This is a genomic window from Nonomuraea sp. NPDC050310 (genome assembly GCF_040655795.1).
GTDB lineage: Bacteria > Actinomycetota > Actinomycetes > Streptosporangiales > Streptosporangiaceae > Nonomuraea.
This window is the reverse complement of the sequence record NZ_JBFAKP010000009.1, coordinates 43,047-69,270: the sequence shown is the minus strand read 5'-3', so window position 1 is coordinate 69,270 and position 26,224 is coordinate 43,047. Positions and strand designations below refer to the sequence as shown.

The following is a 26,224-nucleotide window of genomic DNA, read 5'->3' as shown; positions in this document are numbered from 1 at the left end:
ACCCTCCCATAGTGACCGCTTGGGGGTTCTGCTTCCGATGACCGACCCGAACGACACCCGCGACACCGGACCGCGCGTGGGCTCGCCGCTGTGGGCCTACCTTGTCGCGGTCTCCGTGATCGGCCTGACGGCCCTGGTCGTGGCGCAGCTCCGGCTGGGCCCGCAGGAGCTGGCGCTGGTGAGCGGGCTGCCCCTGTTCTGGGTGCTGGGCGTGCTGGTGCTGCTCGGCGAGTTGCGCCCGGTGATGCTCTCCTCGCAGGCGCCGGTCGGCGGCACGTATCCCTCGACGATGTTCACCTTCGCGGCGCTGCTGCACTTCGGCCTGCCCGTGGCGGTGCTCATGCAGGCCGTGGGGGTGGTGGTCAACGGGATCGCGGTCCGTAAGGCGTGGCATCGGGTGATCTTCAACATCGCGCAGGCGACGCTGGCGCTGACCGCGGCCGCGGTGGTGCTGGGGGTGTTCGGGATCGTGCCGACGCCGGTGGCCACCTGGGCGCCGACCGGCGCGGACCTGCCGGCGATAGCGCTGGCGGGCGTGGCCTACTTCGTGGTCCGTGCGCTGCTGGTCTCGGGCGCGGTGGCGCTGCACGAGCGGCGCTCGATCACCCGCGTGCTCAAGGCCACGATGGGCCCGCAGGCGCTGGTGTACGCCGGGCTGCTCGGCCTCGCGCCGCTCGTGGTGATCGTGATGGAGGACTCGCCCGGCCTGGTGCCGCTCTTCGTGGCGCCCCTGGTCGCGGTCTACTTCACCGCCACGCTCTCGATGCGCCGCGACCACCAGGCCATGCACGACGAGCTCACCGGCCTGCCCAACCGCAAGCTGCTCAGCGTCGCCACCGAGGAGGCGCTGGCCGAGGCGCGGGTGGGGGAGAAGGTCGGCTTCTTCCTGATGGACCTGCACGGGCTCAAGCAGGTCAACGACACCCTGGGCCACCCGGTGGGCGACCGGCTGCTGCAGCTCATGGCCCACCGGCTCACCCACACCGTACGGCCGGGCGACGTCGTCGCGCGGCTCGGCGGCGACGAGTTCGCGGTGCTGCTGCCGAAGGTGCGTGACGTGCAGGCCGCCCGCGAGGTCGCCGCGCGGCTGCGGGTGGCGCTGACCGAGTCGGTGCGCTTGGAGGGCATGTCGTTCGACCTCGACGGCTCGGTGGGCATCGCGCTCTACCCCGACCACGCGCCCGACTTCGAGCTGCTGCTGCAGCGCGCCGACGTGGCCATGTACCAGGCCAAGGAGGCCCGCACCGGGGTCGAGCTCTACCAGGCCGACAAGGACCGCAACTCTCCGGAACGGCTCGGCCTCTTCGGCGACCTGCGCCGCGCCCTCGACAACCGGCAGCTCCGCCTGCACTACCAGCCCAAGATCGGGCTGGAGGACGGCTCGGTCGTCGGCATGGAGGCGTTGCTGCGCTGGCGGCACCCGACCCGCGGCTCGATCCCGCCCTCGGAGTTCGTGCCGCTGGCCGAGCAGTCCTATCTGATGCGGCAGCTCACCGAGTACGTGATCGAGGGCGCGCTGGAGCAGGCCGCCCGCTGGTGGCACACCGGCCTGCGGGTGCAGGTCGCGGTCAACGTCTCGGCCCGCGACCTGCTCGACTCGGCGCTGCCCGAGCAACTGGAGCTGGGCCTGGCGCGCTACCGGCTCCCGCCGGAGGCGATCCAGCTCGAGGTCACCGAGCGGGTGCTGACCGGGGAGCAGGCGCACGACACCATCAAGGCGCTGGCCACGCTGGGCGTCCCGCTCTCGCTCGACGACTTCGGCACCGGCTACTCCTCGCTCATCCGGCTGCAGCGCCTGGCGGTGTCCGAGGTCAAGATCGACGCCTCGTTCGTCAGCCGGATCGTCGACTCCCAGGACGACGAGCGCATCGTGCGCTCCATCGTCGACCTCGTCCGCTCGCTCGGGCTGCGCTCGGTGGCCGAGGGCGTGGAGAGCGAGGCGGTGGCCGAGCGGCTGGTCGAGATGGGCTGCGACATGGGCCAGGGCTGGCTGTTCAGCCAGCCGATGCCGGCCGCGGCGGCCACGGTGTGGTTGCGCGAGCATGCCATCGCCCGCGCCGGCGTGGAGACCCCGGTCTGAAGGGTCACTCCTCCAGGAAGGCCGCCGGGTAGACCGCGGGGCCGGCGAGGTCGGTGTACGTGATCGCCTGGAAGGCCTCGGCCGGCCAGCCGTACGCCTGGGTGATCCGGTGGTCGGCGGTGAAGCCGAAACGGCCGTAGTAGCCAGGGTCGCCGAGGACCACGACGCCGGGCACGCCGAGTGCCTCGGCGCGGGCGAGCCCCGCCCTGACCAGCGCGCCGCCGACGCCCCTGCCCTGCACCCCGGGCTGTACGGCGAGCGGCGCGAGCGCGAGCGCCCGCCGGTCGCCGACCGGCAGCCAGGTGAACAGGACATGCCCCACGATGCGCCCGTCCAGCTCGGCCACGAGCGAGAAGGCGGTGTCGTCCGCCAGGCGGCCCACCAGGTCGGCCTCCGCGGTGCGGCCGAAGGCGTCGGCCTCGACCTGCCACACCGCCGCCCGGTCCTCGGGCCGCTCGTCCCTGATGTCCGGCTGGTAAACGGTTCGGTCGCTCTCCGTCATGCCCCCTAGGATGACAGGTGACCGTGTGACCGAGCTTGCCGAGGTCACGACAAATCGCTGCCCAACCACGAAACGGGTTCACCGACTCATGTCCGCCATAACCCGCGACGAGGTCGCCCACCTGGCCAAACTGTCCAGATTGGCGCTCACGGACGACGAACTCGACCACTACGCCACCCAGCTCGATGTGATCATCGGGTCGGTCGCGAAGGTGGCCGAGGTCGCCGCCGAGGACGTGCCTCCGTCGTCGCACGCGCTCCCGCTGACCAACGTCTTCCGTGCCGACGAGGTGCGACAGTCCCTGACGCCTCAGCAGGCCCTGGCCAACGCGCCGGCCGTAGAGGACGACAGGTTCAAGGTGCCGCGGATCCTCGGGGAGGAGGAATGAGCTTGATCCACAAGACCGCAGCCGAGCTCGGCGCCCTGGTCGCCGCGGGCGAGGTCTCCGCCGAGGAGATCGCCGCCGCGCACCTCGACCGCATCGAGGCGACCGAGCCGAAGGTCAACGCGTTCCTGCACGTCGACCGCGAGGTCACCCTGGAGCAGGCCCGCCAGGTCGACGCCCGCATCCGCGCCGGCGAGAAGCTCGGCCCGCTGGCCGGGGTGCCGATCGCGCACAAGGACATCTTCGCCACGCGCGACATGCCCACCACCGCCGCCTCCAAGATCCTCGAAGGGTGGCGCCCGCCGTACGACGCGACCGTGACGGCGCGGCTGCGCGCGGCGGGGCTCGTCATCCTGGGCAAGACCAACCTCGACGAGTTCGCCATGGGCTCCTCGACGGAGAACTCCGCCTACGGCGTCACCCGCAACCCGTGGGACCTGTCGCGCATCCCGGGCGGCTCCTCCGGCGGCTCCAGCGCGGCCGTGGCGGCCTACCAGGCGCCGCTGTCCACCGGCACCGACACCGGCGGCTCGATCCGGCAGCCCGCCGCGGTCACCGGCATCGTGGGCATGAAGCCGACCTACGGCGGTTCGTCCCGCTACGGCCTGATCGCCTTCGCCTCCTCGCTGGACACGCCCGGCCCGTTCGCGCGCAACGTCCACGACGCGGCGCTGCTGCACGAGGCCTTCTCCGGCTACGACCCGATGGACTCCACCTCGATCGACGCCCCGGTGCCGTCGGTGGTGGCCGCCACCCAGCAGGCCGACGTCTCCGGCATGCGGATCGGCGTGGTCAAGGAGTTCGGCGGCGAGGGCTACCAGCCGGGCGTGCTGGCCCGCTTCAACGAGGCGGTCAAGCTCCTGGAGTCGCTCGGCGCCGAGATCGTCGAGGTCTCCTGCCCGACCTTCGGCACCGCGCTGCCGGCCTACTACCTGATCGCGCCCTCCGAGTGCTCCTCGAACCTCGCCCGGTTCGACGCCATGCGGTACGGCCTGCGCGTCGGGGACGACGGCACGCGCAGCGCCGAGGAGGTCATGGCGCTCACCCGCGCGGCCGGGTTCGGCCCCGAGGTCAAGCGCCGGATCATGCTCGGCACCTACGCGCTGTCGAGCGGCTACTACGACGCCTACTACGGCCAGGCGCAGAAGGTCCGCACGCTCATCGCGCGCGACTTCGAGAACGCCTACCAGCGGGTGGACGTGCTCATCTCGCCGACCACGCCGACCACGGCGTTCGCGATCGGCGAGCGGGCCGACGACCCGATGGCGATGTACCTCGCCGACCTGTGCACCATCCCGTCCAACCTGGCGGGCAACGCGGCCATCTCCGTGCCGTGCGGCCTGGCCGACGAGGACAACCTGCCGGTCGGCCTGCAGATCATGGCCCCGGTGCTGGGCGACGACCGCTGCTACCGCGTCGGCGCGGCCCTGGAGAAGGCTTTCGAGGCCCGCTGGGGCGGTCCGCTGCTGAAGGAGGCTCCCGCACTGTGAGCGTGATGGCTTTCGACAAGGCTCTGCAGAGCTTCGAGCCCGTGCTGGGCCTGGAGACGCACGTCGAGCTGGGCACCGAGTCCAAGATGTTCTGCGGCTGCGCCACCGGTTTCGGCGAGCCGCCCAACACCCAGGTCTGCCCGACCTGCCTGGCCTTCCCCGGCGCGCTGCCGGTGGCCAACGAGGCGGCGATCGAGGCGACCATCCGCATCGGCCTGGCGCTGAACTGCTCCATCGCCGAGTGGTGCCGCTTCGCCCGGAAGAACTACTTCTATCCGGACATGCCGAAGAACTACCAGATCTCGCAGTACGACGAGCCGCTGTGCTCCGACGGCTACCTCGACGTCGAGGTCGGCGGGCGGACCTTCCGCGTCGAGATCGAGCGCGTGCACCTGGAGGAGGACACCGGCAAGTCCACCCACGTGGGTGGCGCGACCGGCCGCATCCACGGCGCCGACTACTCGATCGTCGACTACAACCGCGCCGGCATCCCGCTGGTCGAGATCGTCACCAAGCCGATCACCGGCACCGGCGAGCTCGCCCCCGAGGTCGCCAAGGCCTACGGCATCGAACTGCGCGAGATCATGCGCTCGCTGGGCGTCTCCGACGTCCGCATGGACCAGGGCTCGATGCGCTTCGACGTCAACGTCTCGCTGAACAAGCCGGGCGAGCCGTGGGGCACCCGCACCGAGACCAAGAACGTCAACTCCTTCCGCTCGGTCGAGCGGTCGGTGCGCGGCGAGATCGAGCGCCAGGCCTACCTCCTGAGCGAGGGCGGCAAGATCACCCAGGAGACCCGCCACTTCCACGAGGACACCGGCACCACCACGCCCGGCCGTTCCAAGGAGGAGGCCCAGGACTACCGCTACTTCCCCGACCCCGACCTGGTGCCGATCGCGCCCGACGTGGCCTGGGTGGAGTCGCTGCGCGCCTCGCTGCCGGAGCTGCCGCGCGTCAAGCGCCTGCGGCTGCGGGAGGAGTGGGGCGTCTCCGAGCACGACATGGAGTCGATGACCAACGCCGGCGCGGTCGACCTCGTCGAGGCGACCATCGCCGCGGGCGCCCCGGCGGCCGACGCGCGCAAGTGGTGGATGGGCGAGCTGGCCCGGCGGGCCAACGAGTCCGGTACGGCTCTCGCCGACCTGGCCATCACGCCGGCCGACGTCGCCCGCGTCACCGAGCTGGTGGCCTCCGGCGCGCTCAACGACAAGCTGGCGCGGGCGGCCCTGGAGGGCATCCTCGCGGGCGAGGGCACTGCTGACGAGGTCGTGGCCAAGCGCGGGCTCCAGATCGCGGACGAGGGCGAGCTGGCGGGGATCATCGAGCAGGTGCTGGCGGACAACGCCGACGCGGCCGAGAAGGTCCGGTCGGGCAAGGTTGCTGCGGTGGGGGCTTTGGTGGGTGCCGTCATGAAGCTCAGCCGGGGTAAGGCGGATGCTGGGCGGGCACGGGAGCTCATCCTGGAGAAGCTCGGCGTCTCCTGAGCTAACTGCTCGGCCCTTCGCCGGGGTGCTCGCGCTCGCACCCCGGCTTCGGTCTGTGTCCATCGGGGGTGAGCCTGTCGGCCCACCCCCAAACCCCCGGGCGGGTGGCCTTGGCGGCCACCCGTGCTCCTCAGGGGTTGCCCTCCCGCACGCTTCTGACGGCGGAAGGCAGGTTTCTCACGCGCAGGCTCCCGGCGGCGGGTTGCTGCGCGCCGCGCTCCTGCGGCGAGTCTCGGTGTGCGGGTTTTCCTGCGGCGGGCCTTCTCCGGGTGGCGCGGCCGCTGGTCCGGCGTCGGCGGTGCCGTGGTGTGCGCACGGGTTCCGTGGTGTGGTGCGGGCCCGCCGCCGTGGAAACCTCCGGGTTGGCCGACCGTTCCCGACGGCGAGGCGGAGGCGCTCGCGATCGGCCGAGGTAGGTGTTCCAGGTGGCCGGGGTCGGCGGGGCGGCGTGCGGTGGCGTCCCGACGATCCCGGCCACCCGGGGGAAGCACGGCTGCTGAGCAATCCCAGCCGCGAGGGATCCCGGGCTCTGGCGGAGGCCGGGATCCCTGGGGGAGGGGTCAGCCGGCGGGGAGGGCGATGGCGCGGTCGAGGGCGGGCGGGGTGAGGGTGCCGGCCTTGCGCAGGTAGGTGCGGAATGCCTCGTAGTCACGCTCGCCACGGATGGCGTCCGTGTATCCCGCGAAGGCCGTGTAGCCGTCGGCGCCGAGGAGGGTGTAGGCCAGGGCGGCCAGGCGGTAGGTCTTGGCGGGGTCGAGCGGCTGCCCGTTGATCAGCACGTTCTGCGGCAGCACCCGGTCACCCACGGCCTTGGACAGGTCGTAGGAGAAGCGCACGTTGCCCGAGACGGCCAGGGGAGCGAAACGGACGGTGCCGTTGGCCTGGGTCTGCCACTGCTGCTCCAGGGCCTGCTCGATCTGGGCGCCGGTCACCGAGACGGTGAGGACGGGGTTGGCGTACCCCCAGGCGGCCCAGGCCTCGCCGAACAACACGGTCCCGTCGCTGTCGGCCGGGTTGGCGCCCTTGGCGTACAGCAGGTCTCCGCGCAGCGAGTTGGAGCCCTTGACCGGGGCGACCGCGACCATGGCGAGGTCGGCGCCGCCGCCGGTGGTCTGGCCGTCGGCGTAGGCGGCGTCGGCGACGGTGTTGCCGAGGGTGCTCTCGCCGTCGGCGTCGCGGACACGGGTCAGGTCACCGGTGATCTTGGCGACCGGCCGGGCGTAGGTCTCCTTGGCCTTGGCGTTCCAGTAGTCGACCATGGTGACCATCTCGGGGTCAGGGGTCACGTCGCGGGTCACGGCGTGGTTGACCGAGACGATCGAGTCGCGGATGACGTCCTTCGTGCGGACGTCGATCTTGAGGTTCATCTCGTTGAGAAGCCGCCCGTGGTTGGAGGCCTCGACGACCGGGCGGGGGTTGCCCGCGGGGTCCGGGATGGAGCAGTTGAAGGCGGCGTGCCAGTGCCCGGTGATGATCGCGTCGATCTCGGGTGAGGCGTTCTTGGCGAAGTCGGCGACCGGGCCGGTGAGCGCGCTGTTGCAGCCGTTGAAGTCGGTGCCGGCGGCGCCGCCCTCGTGCAGGTTGACCACGATCGCCTTGACGCCGCGCCGGCTCAGCTCGGCGGCGTACTTGTTGGCCGTCTCGACCAGCGGCAGCTCGCCCAGCGAGGGCTGGTAGGAGGTGGAGCCGGTCACGGTGGTGGGCGTGGTCAGGTTGATGAAGCCCACCTTGACGTTGCCGAACCGCTTGATCAGGTAGGGCGCGAAGATCGGCTCGGTGGAGCCCTTCATGGTGATGTTGGCGGAGGAGGTGGTGAACTTCGCGCCGCCGAACATCTGCCCGTCGGAGTCGAGGAAGCAGCTGTCCTCGCCCACGACGCCGAAGCACTCGCCCTTGCCGATGTGGTCGCGCAGGAACTCCAGCGAGCGGTCCAGCTCGTGGTTGCCGACGGCGTTGAAGCTCGTGCCGATCTTGTTCATGAACTCGATCGTGGGCTCGTCGGCGTGCTGGGAGACCTCGACCGGCCAGCCGCTGAAGGCGTCGCCGGTGGAGAAGGTGATCGTGTTCCGCTTGCCCTCCCGCAGCCGCTTCAGGTGGGTGGCGATGTACGGCGCGCCGCCCACGATCAGGGTGTTGCCCTGGGCGTCCTTGATGGTGCCGTCGTTCACGTTGTTCATCGGGGTGATGTAGCCGTGGAAGTCGGTGTACGACAGCAGTTGCACGTCCACGGGCCGGGGCTTGGCGGCCGCCGGGGCGCCTCCGGCGGCGAGCGTCGCGAGGGCGACGCCCGCGGCCAGGGCATAGCGAAGCAGGGGGGAGCGCATGCAAAAACTCCTCAGAGGGGGTGATTGGGGGATAAATGAGGAGAAAAGACTGGCGGGCTAACCCTTCGATCCGGTGAACGCGATACCGGCGATCAACTGCCGTTGCATGACCACGAAGAGAACGATCACCGGCAGCGAGGCCACGATCGACCCGGCGAAGAGGATGGGGAAGTTGGTCAGGTACTGCCCGCGCAGCGAGGCCAGCCCGGCCGAGAGCGTCATCATCTCCGGGTCGGTGTTGACCACCAGCGGCCAGAGCAGGCTGCTCCACGACCACATGACGGTCAGCAGCCCGAGCGCCAGCAGACCCGGCTTGACCAGCGGGAGCATGATGTACCAGTAGATCTGGATCGGATTGGCCCCGTCCAGCCGGGCCGCCTCGTCCAGCTCCTTGGGCAGGGAGAGGAAGAACTGCCGCAGCAGGAAGACGCCGAAGGCCCCGAAGATGCCGGGCGCGGCCAGCGCCTGGAGCGTGTTGAGCCAGCCGAGTCCCTGCATGATCTCGTACCGCGGCAGCAGGAACAGCTCGCCGGGCACCATCAGCACGGTCAGGAAGAGCGTGAAGATCAGGCCCCGCCCGGGGAACTCCAGCCGCGCGAAGGCGAAGGCCGCCAGCGAGCAGAGCAGGAGCTGCCCGGCGGTCACCGCGATGGTGACCACCACGGTGTTGAGGAACTGCCGGCCCAGCGGCACCGTCTGGAAGATGTCCACGAAGTTGTGCCACTGCCACGACGGCCAGAACTGCGGCGGCGTGCGCATCGACTCGGTCACCGTCTGCAGGGAGACGACGATCTGCCAGACGAACGGCGTGATCATGATGATCCCGCCGAACAGCAGGGCGAGGTGGACCGTCCACCGCCTACTCATAGTGGACCCACTTCTTCTGCAGCCGGAACTGGATGGCCGTCAGGACGAGGATGATCGCCAGCAGGACGACCGCGATGGCCGCCGCGTAGCCGCGGCTGTGCTCGACGAAGCCCTTCTGGTAGAAGAGGTAGACGATCGAGCGGGCGCCGGGCATGCCGGTTCCGCTGTCGTCGATCATGAGGAAGATCAGGTCGAACACCTGGAACGCGTTGATCATCGTGATCACCACGACGAAGAAGGTGGTCGGCGTGAGCAGCGGCAGCGTGATGCGGAAGAACTGCCGCATCCGGCTCGCCCCGTCGATCTCGGCGGCCTCGTAGTAGTGCTTGGGGATGCCCTGCAACCCGGCCAGGAACAGCACGGCGTTGTAGCCGACCGAGCACCAGATGCCGACCACGCCGATCGCGAAGATGACGACGTCGGGATCGGAGACCCAGTAAGGCCCCTCGATCCCGACCAGCGACAACGCGTAGTTGATCGGCCCGAAGTCGCCGTTGTACAGGTAGCGCCAGGTCAGGCCGATGGCCGCCGGCATGGTGACGACCGGCAGGAAGTAGAGCGTGCGGTAGAAGCCGAGCCCGCGCAGCTTCGGCACGTTGAGCAGCGCGGCGATCACGATGGACAGCGGCACGCCGGCCAGCACGATCAACGCGTAGACCAGGCTGTTGCGCAGCGCGCCGTGCATGTCCTCGTCGGCGAGCAGGTCGGCGAAGTTCGCCAGGCCCACCCACGTCTCGCCGCCGAACGGGCCGGTCTCGTTCAGGCTCAGGTAGAAGGTCTGGACGATCGGCCACAGGTAGAAGACGGCGAGGCCGAGGGCCATGGGCGCGACCAGCGCGTACCCCCAGAGCCACTCCCGTCGCGGCGGCCGGCGCCCGGTCGGGGCCGTCGCCTTGGCGGCGGCCCGTTCCGTGGTGAGAACCATCGTTATTCCTTGGCCAGGATCTCGTTCATCTGCGTGGCGATCTCCTTGGCCACGTCGGCGGTGGGCCGGGTGCCCGCCCAGGCCTCGGGCAGGAGCTTGTCCTGGACCGCGAGCCACTTGGCGGTGTTGATGCTCACCGGGAAGGGGACGCCGTTGGGCACGGAGGCGTCCACCATCTCCTTGAGGTGGTAGTCGGGGAAGCTCTTGTAGTAGGCGTCCCGCGCGCTGGGCAGGGCGGGCAGCGAGGCGCCACCGGACTCACTGAGGATCTTCAGCGCCTCCTCGGTGGCCAGGAAGCGGGCGAACTCGGCGCTCTGCTCCTGGTGCTTGCCCTTGGCCCACACCACGTTCGACAGGCCCATCATGACGGTGGCCGCCTTGGCCGGGCCCTTGGGCAGCGGTGCGATGTCGACCTTCTTGCCGGTCTCGGTGTTGGCCTTGTAGAGCGCGCCGAACCACGAGCCGCCGAAGGCCATGGCGTACTTGCCGCTCATGAACAGCGCGAGCAGGTCGCTGTCGCTCATCACCTGGGCCGACGGGCTGACCTTGTCCTTGGCGATCAGGTCGGTCCAGAACTCCAGGCCCTTGATGGTGTTGGGGTCGTCGTAGCCCGACTTCTTGCCGTCGGGGGAGATGACGTAGCCGCCGGCCTGGAAGATCGTGTTGTAGAAGCCGCCCTGGTCCCAGCGGTAGCTGAGGAAGCCGTACTGCTTCTTGTCCGGGATGGTGAGCTTCTGCGCGGCGGCGCGGAAGTCGTCCCAGGTCCAGTCGGCGGTCGGGTACTTCACGCCGGCCTGGTCGAACAGCTCCTTGTTGTACCAGAGGCCGGTGACGCTGAGGTCGCGCGGCGTGCCGTACAACTTGCCCTCGTAGCGGTGGCTGTCGACGATCGGCTGCGGGAAGCCGGACAGGTCGATCTTGCTCTCGTCCACCGGCAGGATCACGCCGCTCTTGGCGTACAGGCGCAGGTTGAGCGGGTTCATCCAGAAGACGTCGGGCGCCGCGCCGCCGGTGACCGCGGTCTGGAGCTTGGTCCAGTACTGGTCCCACGGGGTCACTTCGAGCTTGACCTTGATGGTCGGGTTCTTCTTCTCGAAAGCCTCGATGATCTTCAGCGTGCCCGGCTGGTCGTTCTTGTCCCAGATGGCGTAGCTGATCTCGGCCTTCTCCGACGTGCCGCCGGAGGAGGCGCCGGAGTCGCCTCCGGAACCCGAACCGCAGGCGCTGAGCAACAGCGACAGCGCCAATATGCCGGCAATTCGGCGGTTAAGGCTCATGTGAGCCTCTCCTTTCGTGGGGGTGGGGGGTGTTACGACGATCTCCGCAGCAGCGCCGTCCAGCTCTCGAGCTCCGCGTCGACCTCGGCCCGGGTGCGGGGCCGGCCGGGTGCGTCCGGGCGCCGCTGCCAGGGCAGCGGGCCGTCCTGCGGCCGGAACTCCACGCCGAGGGCCCGCAACCTCTCCTCGTGTACGGCAAGCCGTACAAGGAAGTCCTCGTAGTCACGGCCGCCCGTCCAGACCGCCTCGGCGAAGGCGGCCAGCCGGGGGAAGGCCATGTAGTCGAGCAGCCGTGGCGAGTCGATGTGCTCGGTCCAGAGCGCCGCCTGGGCGCCCAGCACGCGGGCCCGTTCCTCGTCGTCCAGCCCGTCGGGCACCGGGTCGAAGTCGTGGACCGACCGCAACGAGGTGACGCTGCCGATGGGCACCGGCTCGTCGGGGGAGTCGGACTGGCGGAAGTCCAGGTAGGTCGCGGTGAAAGGGGACACGACGACGTCGTGCCCGGCCCGCACCGCCAGCCGGGTGACCGGCTCGCCGCGCCAGGCCGCCACCGCGGTGCCCGGCGGGACGCCGCCTTCGAGCAACTCGTCCCAGCCGAGCGGGACGCGCCCGCGCTCGACGAGGTAGTCGGTGAAGTGCCGGACGAACCAGGTCTGCAGCTCCTCGGGGGTGGCCAGCTCCAGGTCGGCCATGCGTTGCTTGGCGTCCAGGCTCTCCACCCACTGCACCTTGCGCGCCTCGTCGCCGCCGACGCAGACGTAGCGGCTGGGGAACAGCTCCAGCACCTCGTCCAGGACGTCGAGGAAGAAGGCGATCGTGGCGTCGGAGACGTTGAGCACGTGGTCCTGGACGCCCCAGCGGGTGCCGACCTCCAGCGGCTCGGCCAGGTTGCCGAGCTCGGGGTAGGCGGCGATGGCCGCCTGGGTGTGGCCGGGCAGGTCGATCTCCGGCAGGACGGTGACGAAGCGGTCGGCCGCGTAGGCGACGATCTCGCGGATGTCCTCGCGGGTGTAGTAGCCGCCGTGCGGGCGGCCGTCGAAGCGCTCGTGCACGATGGAGCCGATGGGCGACTCGCGCCGCCAGCCGCCGACCTCGGTGAGCTTCGGGTACTTGGCGATCTCCAGGCGCCAGCCCTGGTCGTCGGTCAGGTGCAGGTGCAGCACGTTGAGCTTGTGCATGGCGAGTAGGTCGATGTAGCGCAGCAGGTCGTTCTTCGGCAGGAAGTGCCGGGCCACGTCGATCAGGCAGCCGCGCCAACCGTAGCGCGGGCGGTCGGAGACGGTGAGGGCGGGGAGGGTCCAGGTCTGCTCGGCGATGCGGCTGGCGCGGAAGGCGGCCGGGCCGAGCAACTGGCGCAGGGTCTGCGCGCCGTAGAAGCCGCCGGCCGGGTCGCTCGCCTCGACCAGCACCCGCTCCGGGGTGATCGTCAGGCGGTACTCCTCGGGGCCGAGGCCGGTGATCTGCCGGATCTCGACGCCCCCCGGCCCCTCGGGCAGCGGGAGGCCGGTGGCGGGGGTGAGCGTCTCGCGCAACCACGCGGCGGCCCGCGCCAGCGCCGGATCGGCGGTCAGCGGGGTGTCCGGGGTGAGCGCGAACCGCCCGTCGCCCGCCTCCACCTCGGCCGGGCAGGGAACCGTGGTCATGGGGCGGTCACCGTCCGGGTCTCGCGGGCCCGCTCGGCGGCCCAGACCACCAGGTGCCCGGCCAGCGCGTCGGCCGCGGTCGCGCCGAGCCGTTCCTGCTCGCCCGAGGTCACCGCGTCGAGGAAGGCCCGGATCAGCCCGGTGTCGCCGCCGCCGTGCCCGTCGGCCAGCGAGGCCCCCGCGCCGGTGGCGGTGTCGATGATCTGCTCGGTGGCGGTGGCGAAGTCGACCACCCGCAGCATCCGGCCGTCACCCTCGGCGAAGCCGTGCGAGCCGAAGACGCGCGTCTTGCGGTGCTCGAGCGGGGTGAAGGCGGTCATCGTGAACGAGGCGGTCGCGCCGCCGGCGAACTCCAGCATGACGACCTGCTGGTCGACGACGTCGTTGTCGCACAGGTAGGCGCACCGGCCGTAGGGGCCGTTCTCCAGGGCGTGCAGCACGCCCTCGGTGGTGGCGTCGGTGGTGACCGGGCCGAGCGGCCAGAACTCGCGCTTGGGGTCGCCCAGGCAGCTCAGGTACAGCCGCTTGGCCGAGTAGGGGCAGGTGGGCTCGACGGCGCAGCTCGTGCAGCGCTCGCCGGCGCCCTCCGGGTGGTTCTCCTTGCGGAAGTGGGTGAGCGAGCCGAAGGAGGCGACCCCGGTGGGGACGTCGTCCATGACGTACAGCAGCCAGTCGAGGTCGTGGCAGGACTTGGTGAGCAGCATCGGGCCGGACTCGGCGCTGTTGCGCCAGGCGCCGCGGACGAAGGAGTGCGCCTGGTGCCACCAGCCGACCGGCTCCAGGTGCTGGATGCTGGACAGGGTGCCCAGCCGGCCGCCGGCGATCAGTTCCTTGAGCGCCTTGGTGTAGGCGGTGTAACGCAGCACGTGGCAGACGGCGAAGATCACCCCGGCCCGCTCGACCGCCTCGGCGATCCGGCGGGCCTCCGGCTCGGTCGGCGCCATCGGCTTCTCCAGCAGGATGGCGTAGCCGAGGCCGGCGAAGGCCACCGCGGGCTCGACGTGCATCCGGTCCTGGGTGGCGATCACCACGGCGTCGGCCAGCTTGGGCTGGGCGGCGAGCTCCGTCCAGTCGGCGAAGCAGGCCTCCTCCGGGATGCCGTACTCGGCGGCCAGCAGTCCCCGTCTGGCCGGGTCCGGGTCGGCCACGGCCACGACCTGCCCCCGGCCGTCGGTGACGGCCTCCCGGGCGTAGATCTGGCCGCGCGAGCCCGCGCCCACGATCGCCAACGTCACACTCATTCGCTCACTCCCCGATACTTATTATGGAGACCATGATTAGTCCCCCTCCCGATGTCAGGTCAAGGGCTTGAAGACGCTGGCTTTCCATGCATGTCTGGGGCCATAATGAGGAGTCCAGCAATAGTGGGGAGGGGTTCGTGCAGGTCAGCGGTGGCGACCTTCAACGGTTGCGCCAGCTCAACTCGCTCGGCAGCATCCGGGCGCTGCGCGAGGCGGACGGACCGCTCACCCTCACCGAGCTGGCCACCAGGACCGGGCTGTCCCGTCCCTCGATCGGCGACGTGATCACCGATCTGCAGGAACGCGGCTGGATCGCGGAGGTCGAACCGGCGGCGGGCGGCATGGGCCGGCCCGCCAAGCGCTACCGCTTCCGCGCCGACGCCGGGCACGTGCTCGGTCTCGACATAGGGGTCAACAAGGTCCTGGCCCTGGTCACCGATCTCGCCGGCCGTACCGTCGCCAGCGGGCGCACGGCGGTCAGCCGGGGCACCACCCGCCAGGAGCGGCTCGACGCGGTGAACCGGGCGATCGACGCCGCGCTGGTCGCCTCCGGCCTGACCCCCGACCGGGTGTGGAGCGTCTCCGCCGGCACCACCGGCGTGGTCGACCGCCAGGGGCGCGTCACCCGGGTCTGGGAGCTGCCCGACTGGGTCGGCGTCGACCTCGCGGGCTATCTGGGGCAGCACCTGCCCTGCCCGATCACCATCCAGAACGACAGCAAGCTCGCCGCCCTCGCCGAGCAGCGGCTGGGCGTGGCCGCGGGCGTGCACGACCTGGTCTACCTGCATGTGGGCCGCCGGCCCGGCGCCGCGCTCATGATCAACGGCATGCTGTACCACGGCTTCAGCGGCGCCACCGGCGAGATCGGGCTGATGGAGCTGACCGGCTGGACCACCATGGCCGGGGAACTGGAGAGCTGCCCGGTGGCCGAGGGGGTGCCGCCCTCGGCGGCGGCCGGGACGGTGTTCGCCGCCGCCCGCACCGGCGACCCCGAGGCGCTGGCGGCGGTGCGCCGCTACGCCGGTCACCTGGCGGTCGGCACCGCCGCGATGATCATGACGCTCGACCCCGAGCTCGTGGTCCTGGGCGGCGGGTTCTCGCGCTCGGCGGACGTGTTGCTGCCCGCGCTGCGCAGCGCACTCGAACCGCACTGCCTGCGGGTGCCCGAGATCCGGCCCTCGTCACTGGGGGAGGAGTGCGTGGCGCTCGGGGCGGCCTGCCAGGCGCTGGAGCAGGTCGAGCGGCACTACTTCTCCCCCGAGGGCTCCCTCGCGCGGCCGGTGGCCCCGGTCCGCTGAGGAAGCTCTTCACCGGCCGAAGAAGTCGCCGAAGTCCACGGTGTCCTCGCCGTCGGAGGGCGGCGACTGGTCGCGCTCGGGCTGGCGCGGCGCGCACCCGGTGCTGCAGCCGCCGAAACGCTGCAGATCGGGCGGGGTGAACGAGGTCGCAGGGGTGCCCGCGAGCGCGCCCAGCATCGACTGCTTCCAGATCGGCCCCGAGATCGTGGCGCCCTGCACGTACCCGTAGGGCCGCCCGCCGATGGTCACCCCGATCAGGTCGTGCGAGAACGCGCCGCGCGGGTCGCCCAGGCTCACCGCGGCGGCCAGGTCGGGGGTGTACCCGGCGAACCAGGCCGCGGTGTAGTTGTCGGTGGTGCCGGTCTTGCCCGCCGCGTCCCGGCCGAGGCCGCCGACGCCGCTCATCGTGCCCTTGGTGAACACCCCGGACAGGATGTCGTTGACCGCGTCGGCCACCTCCGGCTCGATGTTCTGCCGGCAGGAGGGCCGGTTCTTGACCACCTTGCCGCTGCGGTCGTCGCGGATCTCCAGGATGGCCATCGGCCGGCAGTACCGGCCGCGCGCGCCGAGCGCGGCGTAGGCGGCGGCCACGGTGACCGGGTCCATCTCGTCCGCGCCGAGGGTGAAGGTCTCGAACTGCCTGACCGGCTTGCCGTCCGCGCGCTTGATGCCGAGCTTCTCGGCGACCTTGACCGTCTGGCAGAGGCCGACCTTCTCCTCCAGCGCCAGGAAGAAGGTGTTGACCGAGCTCCAGGTGCCGGTCTGCAGGGTCTTGAAGCCGCCGCCGCCCTCGCTGGAGTTGCGCACCGGGTGGGAGGGGTCGCCGACCGCGTTGCCCTTGCAGTCGCGGAAGGCCGAGGCGCTGGGCGCGTGGTAGGCCGCGCCGGTGGTGTTGCCGTCGCCGAAGCGCATGCCCTGCTCCAGGGCCGCGATCAGGGTGAAGACCTTGAAGGTGGAGCCGGCCTGGAAGCCCGCGCCGCCGCCGTGCCGGCTGTCGCCGACCAGGTTGTAGCCGATCTCGTTCTTGGCCGCGTCGGAGCCGAACGGCCGGCTGGCGGCCATCGCGGTGATCGCGCCGGTGCCGGGCACGACCATGGCCTCGGCGGCCACCGGCTTGTCCTTCCTGGAGACGTACTGGCGGATCGCCCGGTCGGCGGCCTGCTGCATCTTGGGGTCGAGCGTGGTCTTCACGGTGAGGCCGCCGCTGGTGAAGGCGCGCTCGCCGAGCTTGGGGTCGTTGAGGATCTCGTGCCGGACGTAGAGGCAGAAGTAGGGGTAGCGGCTCTGCTCGCAGCCCTGGGTGTAGGTCTTGCCCAGGTAGCCGAGCGGCCGCTTCTTGGCCGCGGCCGCGGCGGCCGGGGTGATCTTGCCCAGCTCGGCCATCCGGTCGAGGACGGTGTTGCGCCGCTCCAGCAGCCGGGCGCGCGCCTGCTTGCCGCGGCTCGGGTCGGTCACTCCCGGGCTCTGTACGGCTCCCGCCAGCGTGGCCGCCTCGGCGAGGTCGAGGTCGGCGGCGTTCTTGGCGAAGAAGCGCCGCGCCGCGGCCTGCACCCCGTAGGCCCCGGCCCCGTAGTAGGCGATGTTGAGGTACTTCTCCAGGATCTGCGGCTTGGTGTAGGTCTGCTCGACGTACAGCGCGTAGCGCAGTTCCTTGAGCTTGCGCCCGACGGTCGTCTCGATGGCCGCCTTCAGCTCGGCGTCGGTCTTGGCGCTGTTGACCAGCACCTGCTTGACGTACTGCTGGGTGATCGTGGAGCCGCCCTGGTCGACGCCGCCCTTGGCGACGTTCTTGGCCAGCGCGCGCATGGTGCCTTCGAGGTCGATGGCGCCGTGCTCGTAGAAGCGGTAGTCCTCGATGGCGACGATCGCGGTCTTCATCTCCTCGGCGACCTGGTCGAGGCCGACGGAGGTGCGGTTCTGGTCGAAGAACTGGGCGAACTGCTCGCCGTTCTTGTCCAGCAGGGTGATCTTCTCGGCGAGGGGTGGCTCCACCAGCTTCACGGGGCGCAGGTCAAGGTCTTCCAGGGCCGCCTTGACGATCACGCCGCCGCCGCCCACCGTGGGCAGGGCCAGGGCGGCGACCAGCACGCCGCCGGTCAGCGCCGCGGTCGCCAGTTTGGCCAGTGCGCCTCGTGCAGAGTCATCCCGTTTGCCCCAAGTCCCCATGTAACAAACGTAGCGTTCCTTCACAACTACCCCAGACACGCCGAGGCCCCGCCGGTGGACAGGGCCGGCGGGGCCGTGACGTCGCGTTCCTCCCGAGAACCTCTCCCGTGATGCCCGCAGGAGGAGGGCCTACTCCTGCTGTGACGAGGTCGTGACCGCATCGCCGCTGCGCCGTGCCCATAGGCGGCGGAGCAGCGGCGTGAGCAGCGCCAGCAGGGACAACGCCAGCAAGGTGACCGCCACCGGGCTCTTCACCAGCACACTCACGTCGCCCGCGCCGATGGCCAGCGCGCGGCGGAGCTGGATCTCGGCCATCGGCCCGAGGATCATGCCGATCACCGCGGGTGCGACCGGCAGGCCGAAGCGCCGCATCGCGAAACCGAGCAGGCCGAGCAGGAACAACACCACCAGGTCGACCACCGAGCCGTTGAGCGCGTAGACGCCCAGCGCGGCGAAGACCACGATGCCGGCGTAGAGGTAGGGACGCGGGACGTGCAGCACCTTGGCCCACATCGGCGCCAGCGGCAGGTTCAGCACCAGGAGCATCGCGTTGCCGATGAACAGCGAGGCGATCATGCCCCACACCAGCGCCGGGTTGTGGTCGAAGAGCTGCGGGCCGGGTTGCAGGCCGTACTGCTGGAAGGCGGCCAGCAGGATCGCGGCGGTGGCCGAGGTGGGCAGGCCCAGCGTCAGCAGCGGGACCAGGGTGCCCGCGGCCGAGGCGTTGTTGGCCGCCTCCGGACCGGCCACGCCCTCGATGGCGCCCTTCCCGAACTCGTCGGAGCGGGCCAGCCGCTTCTCCGTGGCGTACGACAGGAAGGTCGGGATCTCCGCGCCGCCGCCCGGCAGGGCGCCGAACGGGAAGCCCAGGGCGGTGCCGCGCAGCCACGGCTTCCAGGACCGCGCCCAGTCGCTGCGGCCGAGGAAGGCCCGGCCGACCGGGATGATGTCCGGCGGCGTGTGCCGCATCCGGGAGGCGACGTAGAGCGCCTCGCCCAGGGCGAAGAGGCCGACCGCGACGACGACCACCTCGATGCCGCCGAGCAGTTGCGGCAGGCCGAAGGTGAGCCGGGCCTGGCCGGTCTGCTCGTCGATGCCGACCAGGCCGATCACCAGGCCGAACCCGAGCGATGCCAGCCCGCGCACGACACTGCGCGACATCACCGACGAGACCGCGGTGAAGGCGAGGACGGCCAGCGCGAAGTAGTCCTCCGCGCCGAAGGAGATGGCGAAGTCCACCACCAGCGGCGCGGCCACCACGAGCAGCGCGGTGGCGAGGGTGCCCGCCACGAACGAGCCGATCGCCGCGGTGGCCAGCGCCTGGGCGGCCCGGCCGCGGCGGGCCATCTTGTTGCCCTCCAGCGCGGTGATCATGCTGGAGGACTCGCCGGGCGTGTTGAGCAGGATCGAGGTCGTCGAGCCGCCGTACATGCCGCCGTAGTAGATGCCGGCGAACATGATGAAGGCGCTGGCCGGCTCCACGGTGAAGGTGATCGGCAGCAGCAGCGCGACGGTCATCGCCGGGCCGATGCCGGGCAGCACCCCGACCAGGGTGCCGAGGGTGACGCCCAGCAGGGCGTAGAGCAGGTTCTGCGGGGTGAGGGCGGCGGCGAAGCCGTCCATCAGGAGCTGGAACGATTCCATGTCAGAAGGGGCCTCCGGGAAGGGTCACGCCGAGGCCCTTGACGAAGACCAGGTAGGTGGTGACGCCGAGGACCACGCCGATCAGCGCGGCTCGCAGCTTGTGCTCGGCGCCCAGCGCGACGGCGAGGGCGAAGAAGAGCAGCGAGGCGGCGATCATCCAGCCGGCCAGCGGCAGGATCGCGACGAAGGCCAGGAAGATGCCGCTGACCAGCAGCACGCTGCGCCAGTCTGCCGGGGCCCCGGCGTCGACGTCCTCGGTCTCCTCCGGGTCGCCGTGGCCGCCGCGCAGCACGTCGGCGACGTAGAACAGGCCGATCAGCACCATCGCGCCGCCGACCAGCAGCGGGAAGAAGCGCGGGCCCAGGCCGAGCGCCGAGGCCGAGGCGGTGACGTCGAGCGTGCCGAGGATCACCAGCACCCCGAGGCCGAGCACGACGAGGGCGAGGACCAGTTCGGGCCGCGCCCACCAGCGGGTGCGGCCGGCGGGAGGCTCCCGCCGGCCGGCCGACGGAACGCTCATCAGGAGACGAGACCCATCTCGGCGATGACGCCCTTGATCCGGGTCTGCTCGGCGGTCAGGAACTGGGCGAACGGCTCGCCCGCCTGGAAGGCGTCGATCCAGCCGTTCTTGGCCACCGCGTCCTTCCACGCCTTCGAGTCGTGCATCTTGGTCACCAGGTCGATCAAGGCCTTCTTGTCCGCGTCGGACAGCCCGCCGGGGGCGACCATGCCGCGCCAGTTGGCCAGCACGACGTCGAGGCCGCCCTCCTTGACGGTGGGCGCGTCCAGGTTCGGGAGCCGCTCGGGCGAGGTGACGCCGAGCGCGCGCAGCTTGCCGGACTTGACGTGCTCGGCGAACTCGCCGACGCCCGAGATGCCGATGCTCACCTTGTTGCCGAGCAGCGCGTTCAGCGCCTCGCCGCCGCCGGAGTGGGCGATGTAGTTGACCTGCTTGGGGTCGACGCCGGCCGCCTTGGCCATGAGGCCGGCCGCGATGTGGTCGGTGCCGCCGGCCGAACCGCCCGCGACCGACACCTTGGCCGGATCGGCCTTCCAGGCCGCCGCCAGGTCGGCCATCGTCTTCAGCGGCGACTCGGCGGGCACGACGACGATCTCGTACTCCTCGGTCAGCTTCGCGATCGGCGTGGTCTCGGCGAGGGTCACCTTCGACTTGTTCTGCTCGATGGCGCCCACCATCACCAGGCCCATCGTCATGAGCATGTTGCCGTTGCCCTTCTCGCCGGCGAGCTGGGCCAGGCCGATGGTGCCGCCGGCGCCGTTGACGTTGAACACCTCGACCTTGCGGTCGGGCGCCACCGACTTGATGGCCTGCTCCGCCGTACGGGAGGTCTGGTCCCAGCCACCGCCCGGCGCGGCGGGCGCCATGATGCGCAGGGAGCCGCCGCCGGAGGCGCCGGTCCCGGCGGTGCCGCCGCACGCGGTCAGGGCCAGGGCGGCCACGGCCGCGGCCGCGGCGATCTTCGTGATGCGCATTGCTCTCTCCACAGGAAACTCACGGGGGTGTGCAAGCGATGGTGAGATGCGACCGCCCTGACGTCGATGCTTAACCTGTTTGAGGTCGTATTGGTCGTAGTGTTCACGGCGTGAGGCTCGGAACCCAGCTCTACGTGCTGCAGACGGTGATCGTGCTGCTCGCGACGGCCGGGACGGCGGGAGTGTGGGCCCGTGACACCCGCGACCGGCTCGACCAGCACTACCTGCAGCGCGCCCTCGGCATCGCGCAGGCGGTCGCCGGGATGCCCGAGGTCAGAGCGGCCTTCGACGACGCCCGCCCCGAGCTGTCGCTGCAGCCGCTGGCGATGGGCGTGCAGCAGGCGACGCAGGCCGACTACGTGGTGATCGCCAACCGCGACCAGATCCGCTACGCCCACCCCAACCGCGAGCTGATCGGCCGGCGGCTCTCGACCGACGGCGCGCCCGTGCTCAGCACCGGGGAGAGCTGGACCGGCATCGAGACCGGCACCATCGGCCGGACGCTGCGCGGCAAGGCGCCGATCTTCGACCTGGAGGGCAACGTCATCGGCATGACCTCGGTCGGCGTGCTCGAACGCAAGGTCGCCGGCGAGTTCGACACGCTGCTGATGCCGCTGCTCTACACCGGGGTCGCGGTGCTGCTGGCCGGTTCGGCCGCGGCGGCGCTGATCGCCGCGCGGGTGCGCCGCCAGACCTTCGGCCTGGAGCCCAAGGAGATCGCCGCGCTGCTGGAGCAACGCGAGGGCGTGCTGCACGGCGTGAAGGAGGGCGTGCTCGCGCTCGACCTGGCCGGGCGGGTGACGCTGGTCAACGACGCCGCCCGCGAGCTGCTCGGCGAGGTCGCCGCGGGCCAGACCCTGGACGTGCTGCCGGTCTCGGAGCGGCTGCGCGACGTGCTCGGCGGCGCCGACCCGGGCGAGGACCGCATCGTGCTCCACCGCGACCGGGTGCTCGTGCTCAACCGCACGCCGGTGGCCGTCCGCGAGCACCACCGCGGCTGGGTGGTCACCCTGCGCGACCGCACCGAGCTGGTACGGCTGTCGCGGGAGCTGGCCGAGGCGGGCAGCACGGCCGAGGCGCTGCGCGCGCAGGCGCACGAGTTCGCCAACCGCATGCACACCGTCGTCGGCCTGCTGGAGCTGGGCGAGCACGACGCGGCGATCGGCTACATCACCAGCTCCACGCTGAGCCCCTACGCCGTGGGCATCCGCGAGCGGGTGGGCGACCCGACGCTCGCCGCGCTCCTGCTGGCCAAGTCCGCCGAGGCGGCCGAGCGCGGCGCGACCCTCGTGCTGGCGGCCGACACCGACGTGGCCGGCGCGCTGCCCGACCCGCACGACGCGGTGCTGGTGGTCGGCAACCTGGTGGCCAACGCGATCGACGCGCTCGACGGCGCGGGGGGCACCATCGAGGTCTCGGTCCGCCTGGAGAACGGCGGCCTGCACGTCCGGGTGCGCGACACCGGCCCGGGCATCACCCCCGAGCTGGTCGAGGAGGTCTTCCGCGAGGGCTTCACCACCAAGGCGGCCCGGTCGGGCCCGCGCGGCCTGGGCCTGGCACTGACCAGGCAGGCGTGCCTGCGCCGCGGCGGTTGGGTGAAGGTGCGCAACGAGGGTGGCGCGGTGTTCACCGCCCTGCTGCCATGATCAAGGTCCTCGTCGTGGACGACGACTTCATGGTGGCCCGCATCCACAGCGGCTACGTGGCGCGCGTGCCCGGGTTCCAGGTCGTGGCCACCGTGCACAGCGGGGCCGAGGCGCTGCGCGCGGTCGCCGAGCACCGGCCCGACCTGGTGCTGCTCGACATCTACCTGCCCGACCGCTCCGGCCTGGAGGTGCTGCAGGAACTCCAGCACGTGGACGTGTTGATGATCAGCGCCGCCCGCGATGTGCCGACCGTGCGCGCGGCGATCCGCGGCGGGGCGATCAACTACCTGATCAAGCCGTTCTCCGCCGCCGCGCTGGCCGAGCGGCTGGAGCAGTACGCCGAGGCCCGGCGCCAGCTCGAGGGCTTCGGACCCGAGGTGCGCCAGGACGAGGTGGACCGGCTCTTCGGCGCCGGACCGCGCGCCCACCTGCCCAAGGGCCTGTCCTCGGCCACCTGCGCGCTGGTCGCCGAGGCGCTGCGCGCGGCGGGCGGCGACCTGTCGGCCGCCGAGGCCGCGGAGGCCACCGGCCTGTCGCGGGTCAGCGCCCGCCGCTACCTCGAATACCTGTGCGCGGCCGGTCGCGCGGAGCTCCGTCCCCGCTACGGTACGGCAGGCCGCCCCGAGCACCGATATCGATGGATCAGTGTGTAGATCCCATGACATTTCCGCGTTTGCGTGCCTTACTGTTACGGGAGAGTGACTGAGGCAACAGACACGCGGGAGGAGACTGGGGCGTGCGCAACGCCGGACCGATCGAGTCTTCGACCGACCCGTTCAGCGCGGTGCCGTTACCCGAGGCTGCGCCCCTGCGGCGCCCCCGCATCGAAGGCCTGCCCCCGGGCGTGCTGCCCGACCTCAGCCCCGAGATGGAAGCCCAGGTCAGGCTGCCCGCCGTGGCCCAGCCGCCGCAGCCGTGGCCGCTGGCGATGGAACAGGTCAAGGAACCCCCGCCCCCGCCCGCTCCGGTCTTCGGCCTGGTGCCCCAGCGCGAGAGCTCGGCCCGGCGCCCCGCCGCGCCCCCACCTGCCTCCCGAGCCGGCCGCCGGCTGCTCAAGATCGTGCTCGGCCTCGCCCTGCTGCTGGCGACCGCCTACCTGGTGCCCGCCATCATCATGGCCGGCACCATCCTGCCGGGCACCCGTGTGTCCGGCATCGACATCGGCGGCCTGACCGTCACCGACGCGGCCGACAAGGTGCTCACCGAGCTCAGGTCCACCGTCGAGCGCCCGATCCTGATCGAGATCGACGGCCGGCAGAAACCCCTGCCGCCGGAGGCCGCCGGAGTCACCCTCGACGTCGTCGCGACCATCAACCAGGCGCCCAGCGGCTTCCCCAGCCCGGCCCAGGTCTGGCGCGGCCTCACCGGCGTCACCGAGCTCCAGCCGCGCATCTCCATCGACGGCTCCCAGCTCGCCCGCAGCATCGAGAGCCTGGCCCAGTCGGTCGACCGCCAGCAGCGCGAGGGCGAGGTCGCCTTCCGCGGCCTGACCCCGGTGGCCACCCTGCCCAGGGAAGGCGTGCTCCTCGACCGCGAGGAGAGCGCCCGGCTGATCCGCGAGGCCCTGATCGCCGACCGCGGCACCGTGGTCCTGCCGGTCAAGCTCGCCCGCCCCACCACCAGCGCCAACGAGGTACGGCAGGCCACCGAGCTGGCCCGCAGAGCGGTCGCCGCCCCCATCGTCCTGACGCACGCCGGCCGCCAGGCCGTGCTGACCCCCGAGGTGCTGGCCGCCCGGCTCACCTTCGGCCCCGACGGCAAGGGCGACCTGGCCCCGAAGTTCGAGACCCGCGGCGCGGCGATCGACCTGGCGGAGTCCACCCTCATCACCGCCGCCCAGGCCCCCCGCGACGCGGGCTACGACGTGGTCGGCAGCCGCCTGGTGCCGGTGCGCGCCCGGGTGGGCCGCGGCCTCGACCGCACCAAGCTCGCCGCCGACGTGGCCAGGGTGGTCAGCCGCGGCGGCCCCCGCACGATCGAGGTGTCGCTGGCCACCGCCCGCCCGCGGGTCACCGACGAGATGCTCGCCGGGCTCGGCATCGAGACCCAGGTGGGGTCGTCGACCATCCCGTTCGACTGCTGCGCCGCCCGCGTCACCAACATCCGCCGGATGGCCGAACAGCTCGACGGCTACCTGGTCAAGCCCGGCGAGACCTTCTCCCTCAAGGAGGTCGTCGGCGAGCCGACCCCGGCGGCCGGGTACGTGCCCGCGCCGCAGTACGTCGAGGGCAGGGTCACCACGATCATGGGCGGCGGCGGCTCGCAGGTCGCCACCACCATGCTCAACGCCGCCTACCGCGCCGGCTTCGAGATCGTCGAGCAGCACCCCTTCGACATCTACATGAAGCCCTACCCGCGCGGCCTCGACACCATGTTCCGCCACCCCGGCCTCGACCTGCGCTGGCGCAACGACTCCGAGCACGGCGTCCTGATCAAGACCGCGTCGACGCCCACCTCGGTCACGGTCACCCTGTACAGCACCAAGCGCTACGACCAGGTCGAGGTCATCGTCTCCGACGAACGGGACGTGATCGCCTTCCCGATCGAGACCAGCACCTCGCCCGGCTGCACGCCGCTGGACGGCGTGCCCGGCTTCACCGTGGACGTCACCCGCGTCTTCCGCGACGACGGGCGCGAGGTGCGCCGGGACCGGAAGCTGACCACCCAGTACCGGCCCCGGCCCCAGGTGGTCTGCACCGTCATGGGCCGGGGCTGACCGTCACGATCCGGTCGTCGCCCGGCTTGGGATCGCCGCGGCCGTCGTGGTTGCTGGTGCCGACCCACAGCTCGCCGCCGGGGGAGAGCGCCACCGCGCGGAGCCTGCCGTACTCGTCCTCCAGGTGGGCGACCGGCTTGCCGGCCGTACCGTCGGCGGCCAGGGGGACCTGCCACAGGCGGGTGCCGCGCAGGGCGGCCACCCACAGCGAGCCGTTGGCGAAGGCCATCCCGGAGGGGGAGGCCTCGCTGGTGCTCCAGGTGAGGATCGGGTCGGTGTAGCGCTTGTCGCCCGCCGGGTCCTTGCCCTCGACGTCGGGCCAGCCGTAGTTGAGGCCAGGCTTGATCAGGTTGATCTCGTCGAAGGTCGACGCCCCGAACTCCGAGGCGTACAGCCGGCCCTGGTCGTCCCAGGCCAGGCCCTGCACATTGCGGTGGCCGTAGCTGTAGACGAGGCTGTCGAACGGGTTGCCGGGCGCGGGCTTGCCCTCGGCGGTCATCCGCAGGATCTTGCCGGCCAGCGAGTCGCGATCCTGGGCCAGCGGGCGGTCGCCGACCTCGCCGGTGGTGGCGTACAGGAAGCCGTCGGGGCCGAAGGCCAGCCGGCCGCCGTTGTGGATGCCGCCCTTCGGGATGCCCTCGACGATCACCTGCGCCTCGCTCAGCCCGCTGTCGCCCAGGCGGTAGCGGACGATGCGGTTGTCCTGCTCGGCGGTGTAGTAGAGGTAGACGTGCGGCGCCTTGACCGCGACGCCCATCAGGCCGCCCTCGCCGTCCGGCCGCACTTCCGCGATCTCGGCGAGTTCGGTGGCCTTGCCGCCGGTCACCCGCAGCAGCCGCCCGGTGTCGCGCTCGGTGACCAGGGCGCCGCCGTCGTCGAGGAAGGCGATCGCCCACGGCACCTCGAGACCGGTCACGACGTCGGCGCGCGTGCCCGACGGCGGCGGCGAGGCGGTGACCTGCGCGGTAGGCGTGACACCGCCGCCGGCCGGGGCCGAGCAGCCCGCGGCGAGCAGGACGGAGATGATCCAGAGTCGCTTCAT

At 71.4% G+C, this 26,224-nt stretch carries 20 protein-coding genes; 8 read left to right on the top strand and 12 right to left on the bottom strand.

Annotated elements, in window-relative coordinates; all coding sequences use genetic code 11:
* The first annotated feature begins 37 nt into the window (after positions 1 to 37).
* Positions 38 to 2,080, top strand: coding sequence for an EAL domain-containing protein (locus AB0I67_RS22075; RefSeq protein WP_357927009.1), 2,043 nt, complete (start codon positions 38 to 40; stop codon positions 2,078 to 2,080).
* A gap of 4 nt (positions 2,081 to 2,084) precedes the next feature.
* Here the strand turns inward: AB0I67_RS22075 and AB0I67_RS22070 are convergent, their stop codons facing one another.
* Positions 2,085 to 2,582 carry an N-acetyltransferase gene (locus tag AB0I67_RS22070; RefSeq protein ID WP_357926482.1) on the bottom strand — a complete coding sequence of 166 codons (498 nt, stop codon included), beginning with the start codon at positions 2,580 to 2,582 and terminating at the stop codon, positions 2,085 to 2,087.
* An 88-nt stretch (positions 2,583 to 2,670) separates the two neighbouring features.
* Between AB0I67_RS22070 and gatC the strand changes: the two genes are divergently transcribed.
* The 3 genes from gatC to gatB are packed head-to-tail and all read left to right on the top strand — an operon-like array spanning position 2,671 to position 5,941.
* Entirely contained in the window at positions 2,671 to 2,970 is a 300-nt protein-coding gene (gatC, locus tag AB0I67_RS22065; RefSeq protein WP_357926479.1) for an Asp-tRNA(Asn)/Glu-tRNA(Gln) amidotransferase subunit GatC, read from the top strand.
* Positions 2,967 to 4,457, top strand: coding sequence for an Asp-tRNA(Asn)/Glu-tRNA(Gln) amidotransferase subunit GatA (gene gatA, locus AB0I67_RS22060; protein ID WP_357926477.1), 1,491 nt, complete (start codon positions 2,967 to 2,969; stop codon positions 4,455 to 4,457). Before gatC ends, gatA begins: the two co-directional genes overlap by 4 nt.
* A 5-nt stretch (positions 4,458 to 4,462) precedes the next feature.
* Positions 4,463 to 5,941, top strand: a complete 1,479-nt coding sequence (gatB, locus tag AB0I67_RS22055) for an Asp-tRNA(Asn)/Glu-tRNA(Gln) amidotransferase subunit GatB (protein WP_357927006.1) — start codon at positions 4,463 to 4,465, stop codon at positions 5,939 to 5,941.
* Between the two features lie 560 nt (positions 5,942 to 6,501).
* On the opposite strand, the gene AB0I67_RS22050 is transcribed toward gatB, so the two are convergent.
* Genes AB0I67_RS22050 through AB0I67_RS22025 form a run of 6 tightly spaced genes read right to left on the bottom strand, consistent with a single transcriptional unit; the run spans position 6,502 to position 14,218 of the window.
* The gene (locus AB0I67_RS22050; RefSeq protein WP_357926475.1) at positions 6,502 to 8,265 is read right to left on the bottom strand and encodes a bifunctional metallophosphatase/5'-nucleotidase; all 1,764 of its coding nucleotides are present in this window, start codon (positions 8,263 to 8,265) and stop codon (positions 6,502 to 6,504) included.
* 57 nt (positions 8,266 to 8,322) lie between these two features.
* Entirely contained in the window at positions 8,323 to 9,132 is an 810-nt protein-coding gene (locus AB0I67_RS22045) for a carbohydrate ABC transporter permease (protein ID WP_357926472.1), read from the bottom strand.
* Complete coding sequence (locus tag AB0I67_RS22040; RefSeq protein WP_357926469.1) at positions 9,125 to 10,057, bottom strand: sugar ABC transporter permease; 933 nt, start codon at positions 10,055 to 10,057, stop codon at positions 9,125 to 9,127. The genes AB0I67_RS22045 and AB0I67_RS22040 overlap by 8 nt, the downstream gene beginning before the upstream one ends.
* Positions 10,058 to 10,059: 2 nt before the next feature.
* Complete coding sequence (locus AB0I67_RS22035; protein WP_357926467.1) at positions 10,060 to 11,334, bottom strand: sugar ABC transporter substrate-binding protein; 1,275 nt, start codon at positions 11,332 to 11,334, stop codon at positions 10,060 to 10,062.
* A 32-nt stretch (positions 11,335 to 11,366) separates the two neighbouring features.
* Complete coding sequence (locus tag AB0I67_RS22030) at positions 11,367 to 12,977, bottom strand: beta-N-acetylhexosaminidase (RefSeq protein WP_357926465.1); 1,611 nt, start codon at positions 12,975 to 12,977, stop codon at positions 11,367 to 11,369.
* The gene (locus tag AB0I67_RS22025) at positions 12,974 to 14,218 is read right to left on the bottom strand and encodes a Gfo/Idh/MocA family oxidoreductase (protein WP_357926462.1); all 1,245 of its coding nucleotides are present in this window, start codon (positions 14,216 to 14,218) and stop codon (positions 12,974 to 12,976) included. Before AB0I67_RS22025 ends, AB0I67_RS22030 begins: the two co-directional genes overlap by 4 nt.
* A gap of 137 nt (positions 14,219 to 14,355) precedes the next feature.
* Here AB0I67_RS22025 and AB0I67_RS22020 point away from each other — a divergent pair, with 137 nt between their 5' ends.
* Positions 14,356 to 15,516 (top strand): ROK family protein, encoded by a 1,161-nt coding sequence (locus AB0I67_RS22020; protein WP_357926459.1) that lies wholly within the window; start codon positions 14,356 to 14,358, stop codon positions 15,514 to 15,516.
* 9 nt (positions 15,517 to 15,525) lie between these two features.
* Here AB0I67_RS22020 and AB0I67_RS22015 read toward each other — a convergent pair whose 3' ends face one another.
* The 4 genes from AB0I67_RS22015 to AB0I67_RS22000 all read right to left on the bottom strand — a co-directional run bounded on the left by AB0I67_RS22015 (position 15,526) and on the right by AB0I67_RS22000 (position 20,820).
* Positions 15,526 to 17,682: a transglycosylase domain-containing protein gene (locus AB0I67_RS22015; protein ID WP_357926456.1), complete on the bottom strand. Its 2,157-nt coding sequence runs from the start codon at positions 17,680 to 17,682 to the stop codon at positions 15,526 to 15,528.
* A 129-nt stretch (positions 17,683 to 17,811) separates the two neighbouring features.
* Entirely contained in the window at positions 17,812 to 19,326 is a 1,515-nt protein-coding gene (locus AB0I67_RS22010) for a tripartite tricarboxylate transporter permease (protein ID WP_357926454.1), read from the bottom strand.
* A 1-nt stretch (position 19,327) separates the two neighbouring features.
* A complete protein-coding gene (locus AB0I67_RS22005) occupies positions 19,328 to 19,846 on the bottom strand; it encodes a tripartite tricarboxylate transporter TctB family protein (protein WP_357926452.1) in 519 nt (172 codons plus the stop codon).
* The gene (locus AB0I67_RS22000) at positions 19,846 to 20,820 is read right to left on the bottom strand and encodes a tripartite tricarboxylate transporter substrate binding protein (RefSeq protein ID WP_357926449.1); all 975 of its coding nucleotides are present in this window, start codon (positions 20,818 to 20,820) and stop codon (positions 19,846 to 19,848) included. Before AB0I67_RS22000 ends, AB0I67_RS22005 begins: the two co-directional genes overlap by 1 nt.
* A 110-nt stretch (positions 20,821 to 20,930) precedes the next feature.
* On the opposite strand from AB0I67_RS22000, the gene AB0I67_RS21995 reads away from it, so the two are divergent.
* The 3 genes from AB0I67_RS21995 (at position 20,931) to AB0I67_RS21985 (ending at position 25,182) form a co-directional block, all read left to right on the top strand.
* Positions 20,931 to 22,466, top strand: coding sequence for a sensor histidine kinase (locus AB0I67_RS21995; RefSeq protein ID WP_357926446.1), 1,536 nt, complete (start codon positions 20,931 to 20,933; stop codon positions 22,464 to 22,466).
* Positions 22,463 to 23,119 carry a response regulator gene (locus AB0I67_RS21990; RefSeq protein WP_357926443.1) on the top strand — a complete coding sequence of 219 codons (657 nt, stop codon included), beginning with the start codon at positions 22,463 to 22,465 and terminating at the stop codon, positions 23,117 to 23,119. Before AB0I67_RS21995 ends, AB0I67_RS21990 begins: the two co-directional genes overlap by 4 nt.
* Positions 23,120 to 23,202: 83 nt before the next feature.
* A complete protein-coding gene (locus tag AB0I67_RS21985; protein WP_357926441.1) occupies positions 23,203 to 25,182 on the top strand; it encodes a VanW family protein in 1,980 nt (659 codons plus the stop codon).
* Here AB0I67_RS21985 and AB0I67_RS21980 read toward each other — a convergent pair.
* A complete protein-coding gene (locus AB0I67_RS21980) occupies positions 25,166 to 26,224 on the bottom strand; it encodes a PQQ-dependent sugar dehydrogenase (protein WP_357926439.1) in 1,059 nt (352 codons plus the stop codon). The genes AB0I67_RS21985 and AB0I67_RS21980 overlap by 17 nt on opposite strands.

Excerpts from the sequence above, each read along its gene's own strand:
- AB0I67_RS22075 (WP_357927009.1), top strand. The coding sequence starts at position 38 with ATGACCGACCCGAACGACACCCGCGACACCGGACCGCGCGTGGGCTCG.
- AB0I67_RS22070 (WP_357926482.1), bottom strand. The coding sequence starts at position 2,582 with ATGACGGAGAGCGACCGAACCGTTTACCAGCCGGACATCAGGGACGAG.
- gatC (WP_357926479.1), top strand. The coding sequence starts at position 2,671 with ATGTCCGCCATAACCCGCGACGAGGTCGCCCACCTGGCCAAACTGTCC.
- gatA (WP_357926477.1), top strand. The coding sequence starts at position 2,967 with ATGAGCTTGATCCACAAGACCGCAGCCGAGCTCGGCGCCCTGGTCGCC.
- gatB (WP_357927006.1), top strand. The coding sequence starts at position 4,463 with ATGGCTTTCGACAAGGCTCTGCAGAGCTTCGAGCCCGTGCTGGGCCTG.
- AB0I67_RS22050 (WP_357926475.1), bottom strand. The coding sequence starts at position 8,265 with ATGCGCTCCCCCCTGCTTCGCTATGCCCTGGCCGCGGGCGTCGCCCTC.
- AB0I67_RS22045 (WP_357926472.1), bottom strand. The coding sequence starts at position 9,132 with ATGAGTAGGCGGTGGACGGTCCACCTCGCCCTGCTGTTCGGCGGGATC.
- AB0I67_RS22040 (WP_357926469.1), bottom strand. The coding sequence starts at position 10,057 with ATGGTTCTCACCACGGAACGGGCCGCCGCCAAGGCGACGGCCCCGACC.
- AB0I67_RS22035 (WP_357926467.1), bottom strand. The coding sequence starts at position 11,334 with ATGAGCCTTAACCGCCGAATTGCCGGCATATTGGCGCTGTCGCTGTTG.
- AB0I67_RS22030 (WP_357926465.1), bottom strand. The coding sequence starts at position 12,977 with ATGACCACGGTTCCCTGCCCGGCCGAGGTGGAGGCGGGCGACGGGCGG.
- AB0I67_RS22025 (WP_357926462.1), bottom strand. The coding sequence starts at position 14,218 with ATGAGTGTGACGTTGGCGATCGTGGGCGCGGGCTCGCGCGGCCAGATC.
- AB0I67_RS22015 (WP_357926456.1), bottom strand. The coding sequence starts at position 17,682 with ATGGGGACTTGGGGCAAACGGGATGACTCTGCACGAGGCGCACTGGCC.
- AB0I67_RS22010 (WP_357926454.1), bottom strand. The coding sequence starts at position 19,326 with ATGGAATCGTTCCAGCTCCTGATGGACGGCTTCGCCGCCGCCCTCACC.
- AB0I67_RS22005 (WP_357926452.1), bottom strand. The coding sequence starts at position 19,846 with ATGAGCGTTCCGTCGGCCGGCCGGCGGGAGCCTCCCGCCGGCCGCACC.
- AB0I67_RS22000 (WP_357926449.1), bottom strand. The coding sequence starts at position 20,820 with ATGCGCATCACGAAGATCGCCGCGGCCGCGGCCGTGGCCGCCCTGGCC.
- AB0I67_RS21990 (WP_357926443.1), top strand. The coding sequence starts at position 22,463 with ATGATCAAGGTCCTCGTCGTGGACGACGACTTCATGGTGGCCCGCATC.
- AB0I67_RS21980 (WP_357926439.1), bottom strand. The coding sequence starts at position 26,224 with ATGAAGCGACTCTGGATCATCTCCGTCCTGCTCGCCGCGGGCTGCTCG.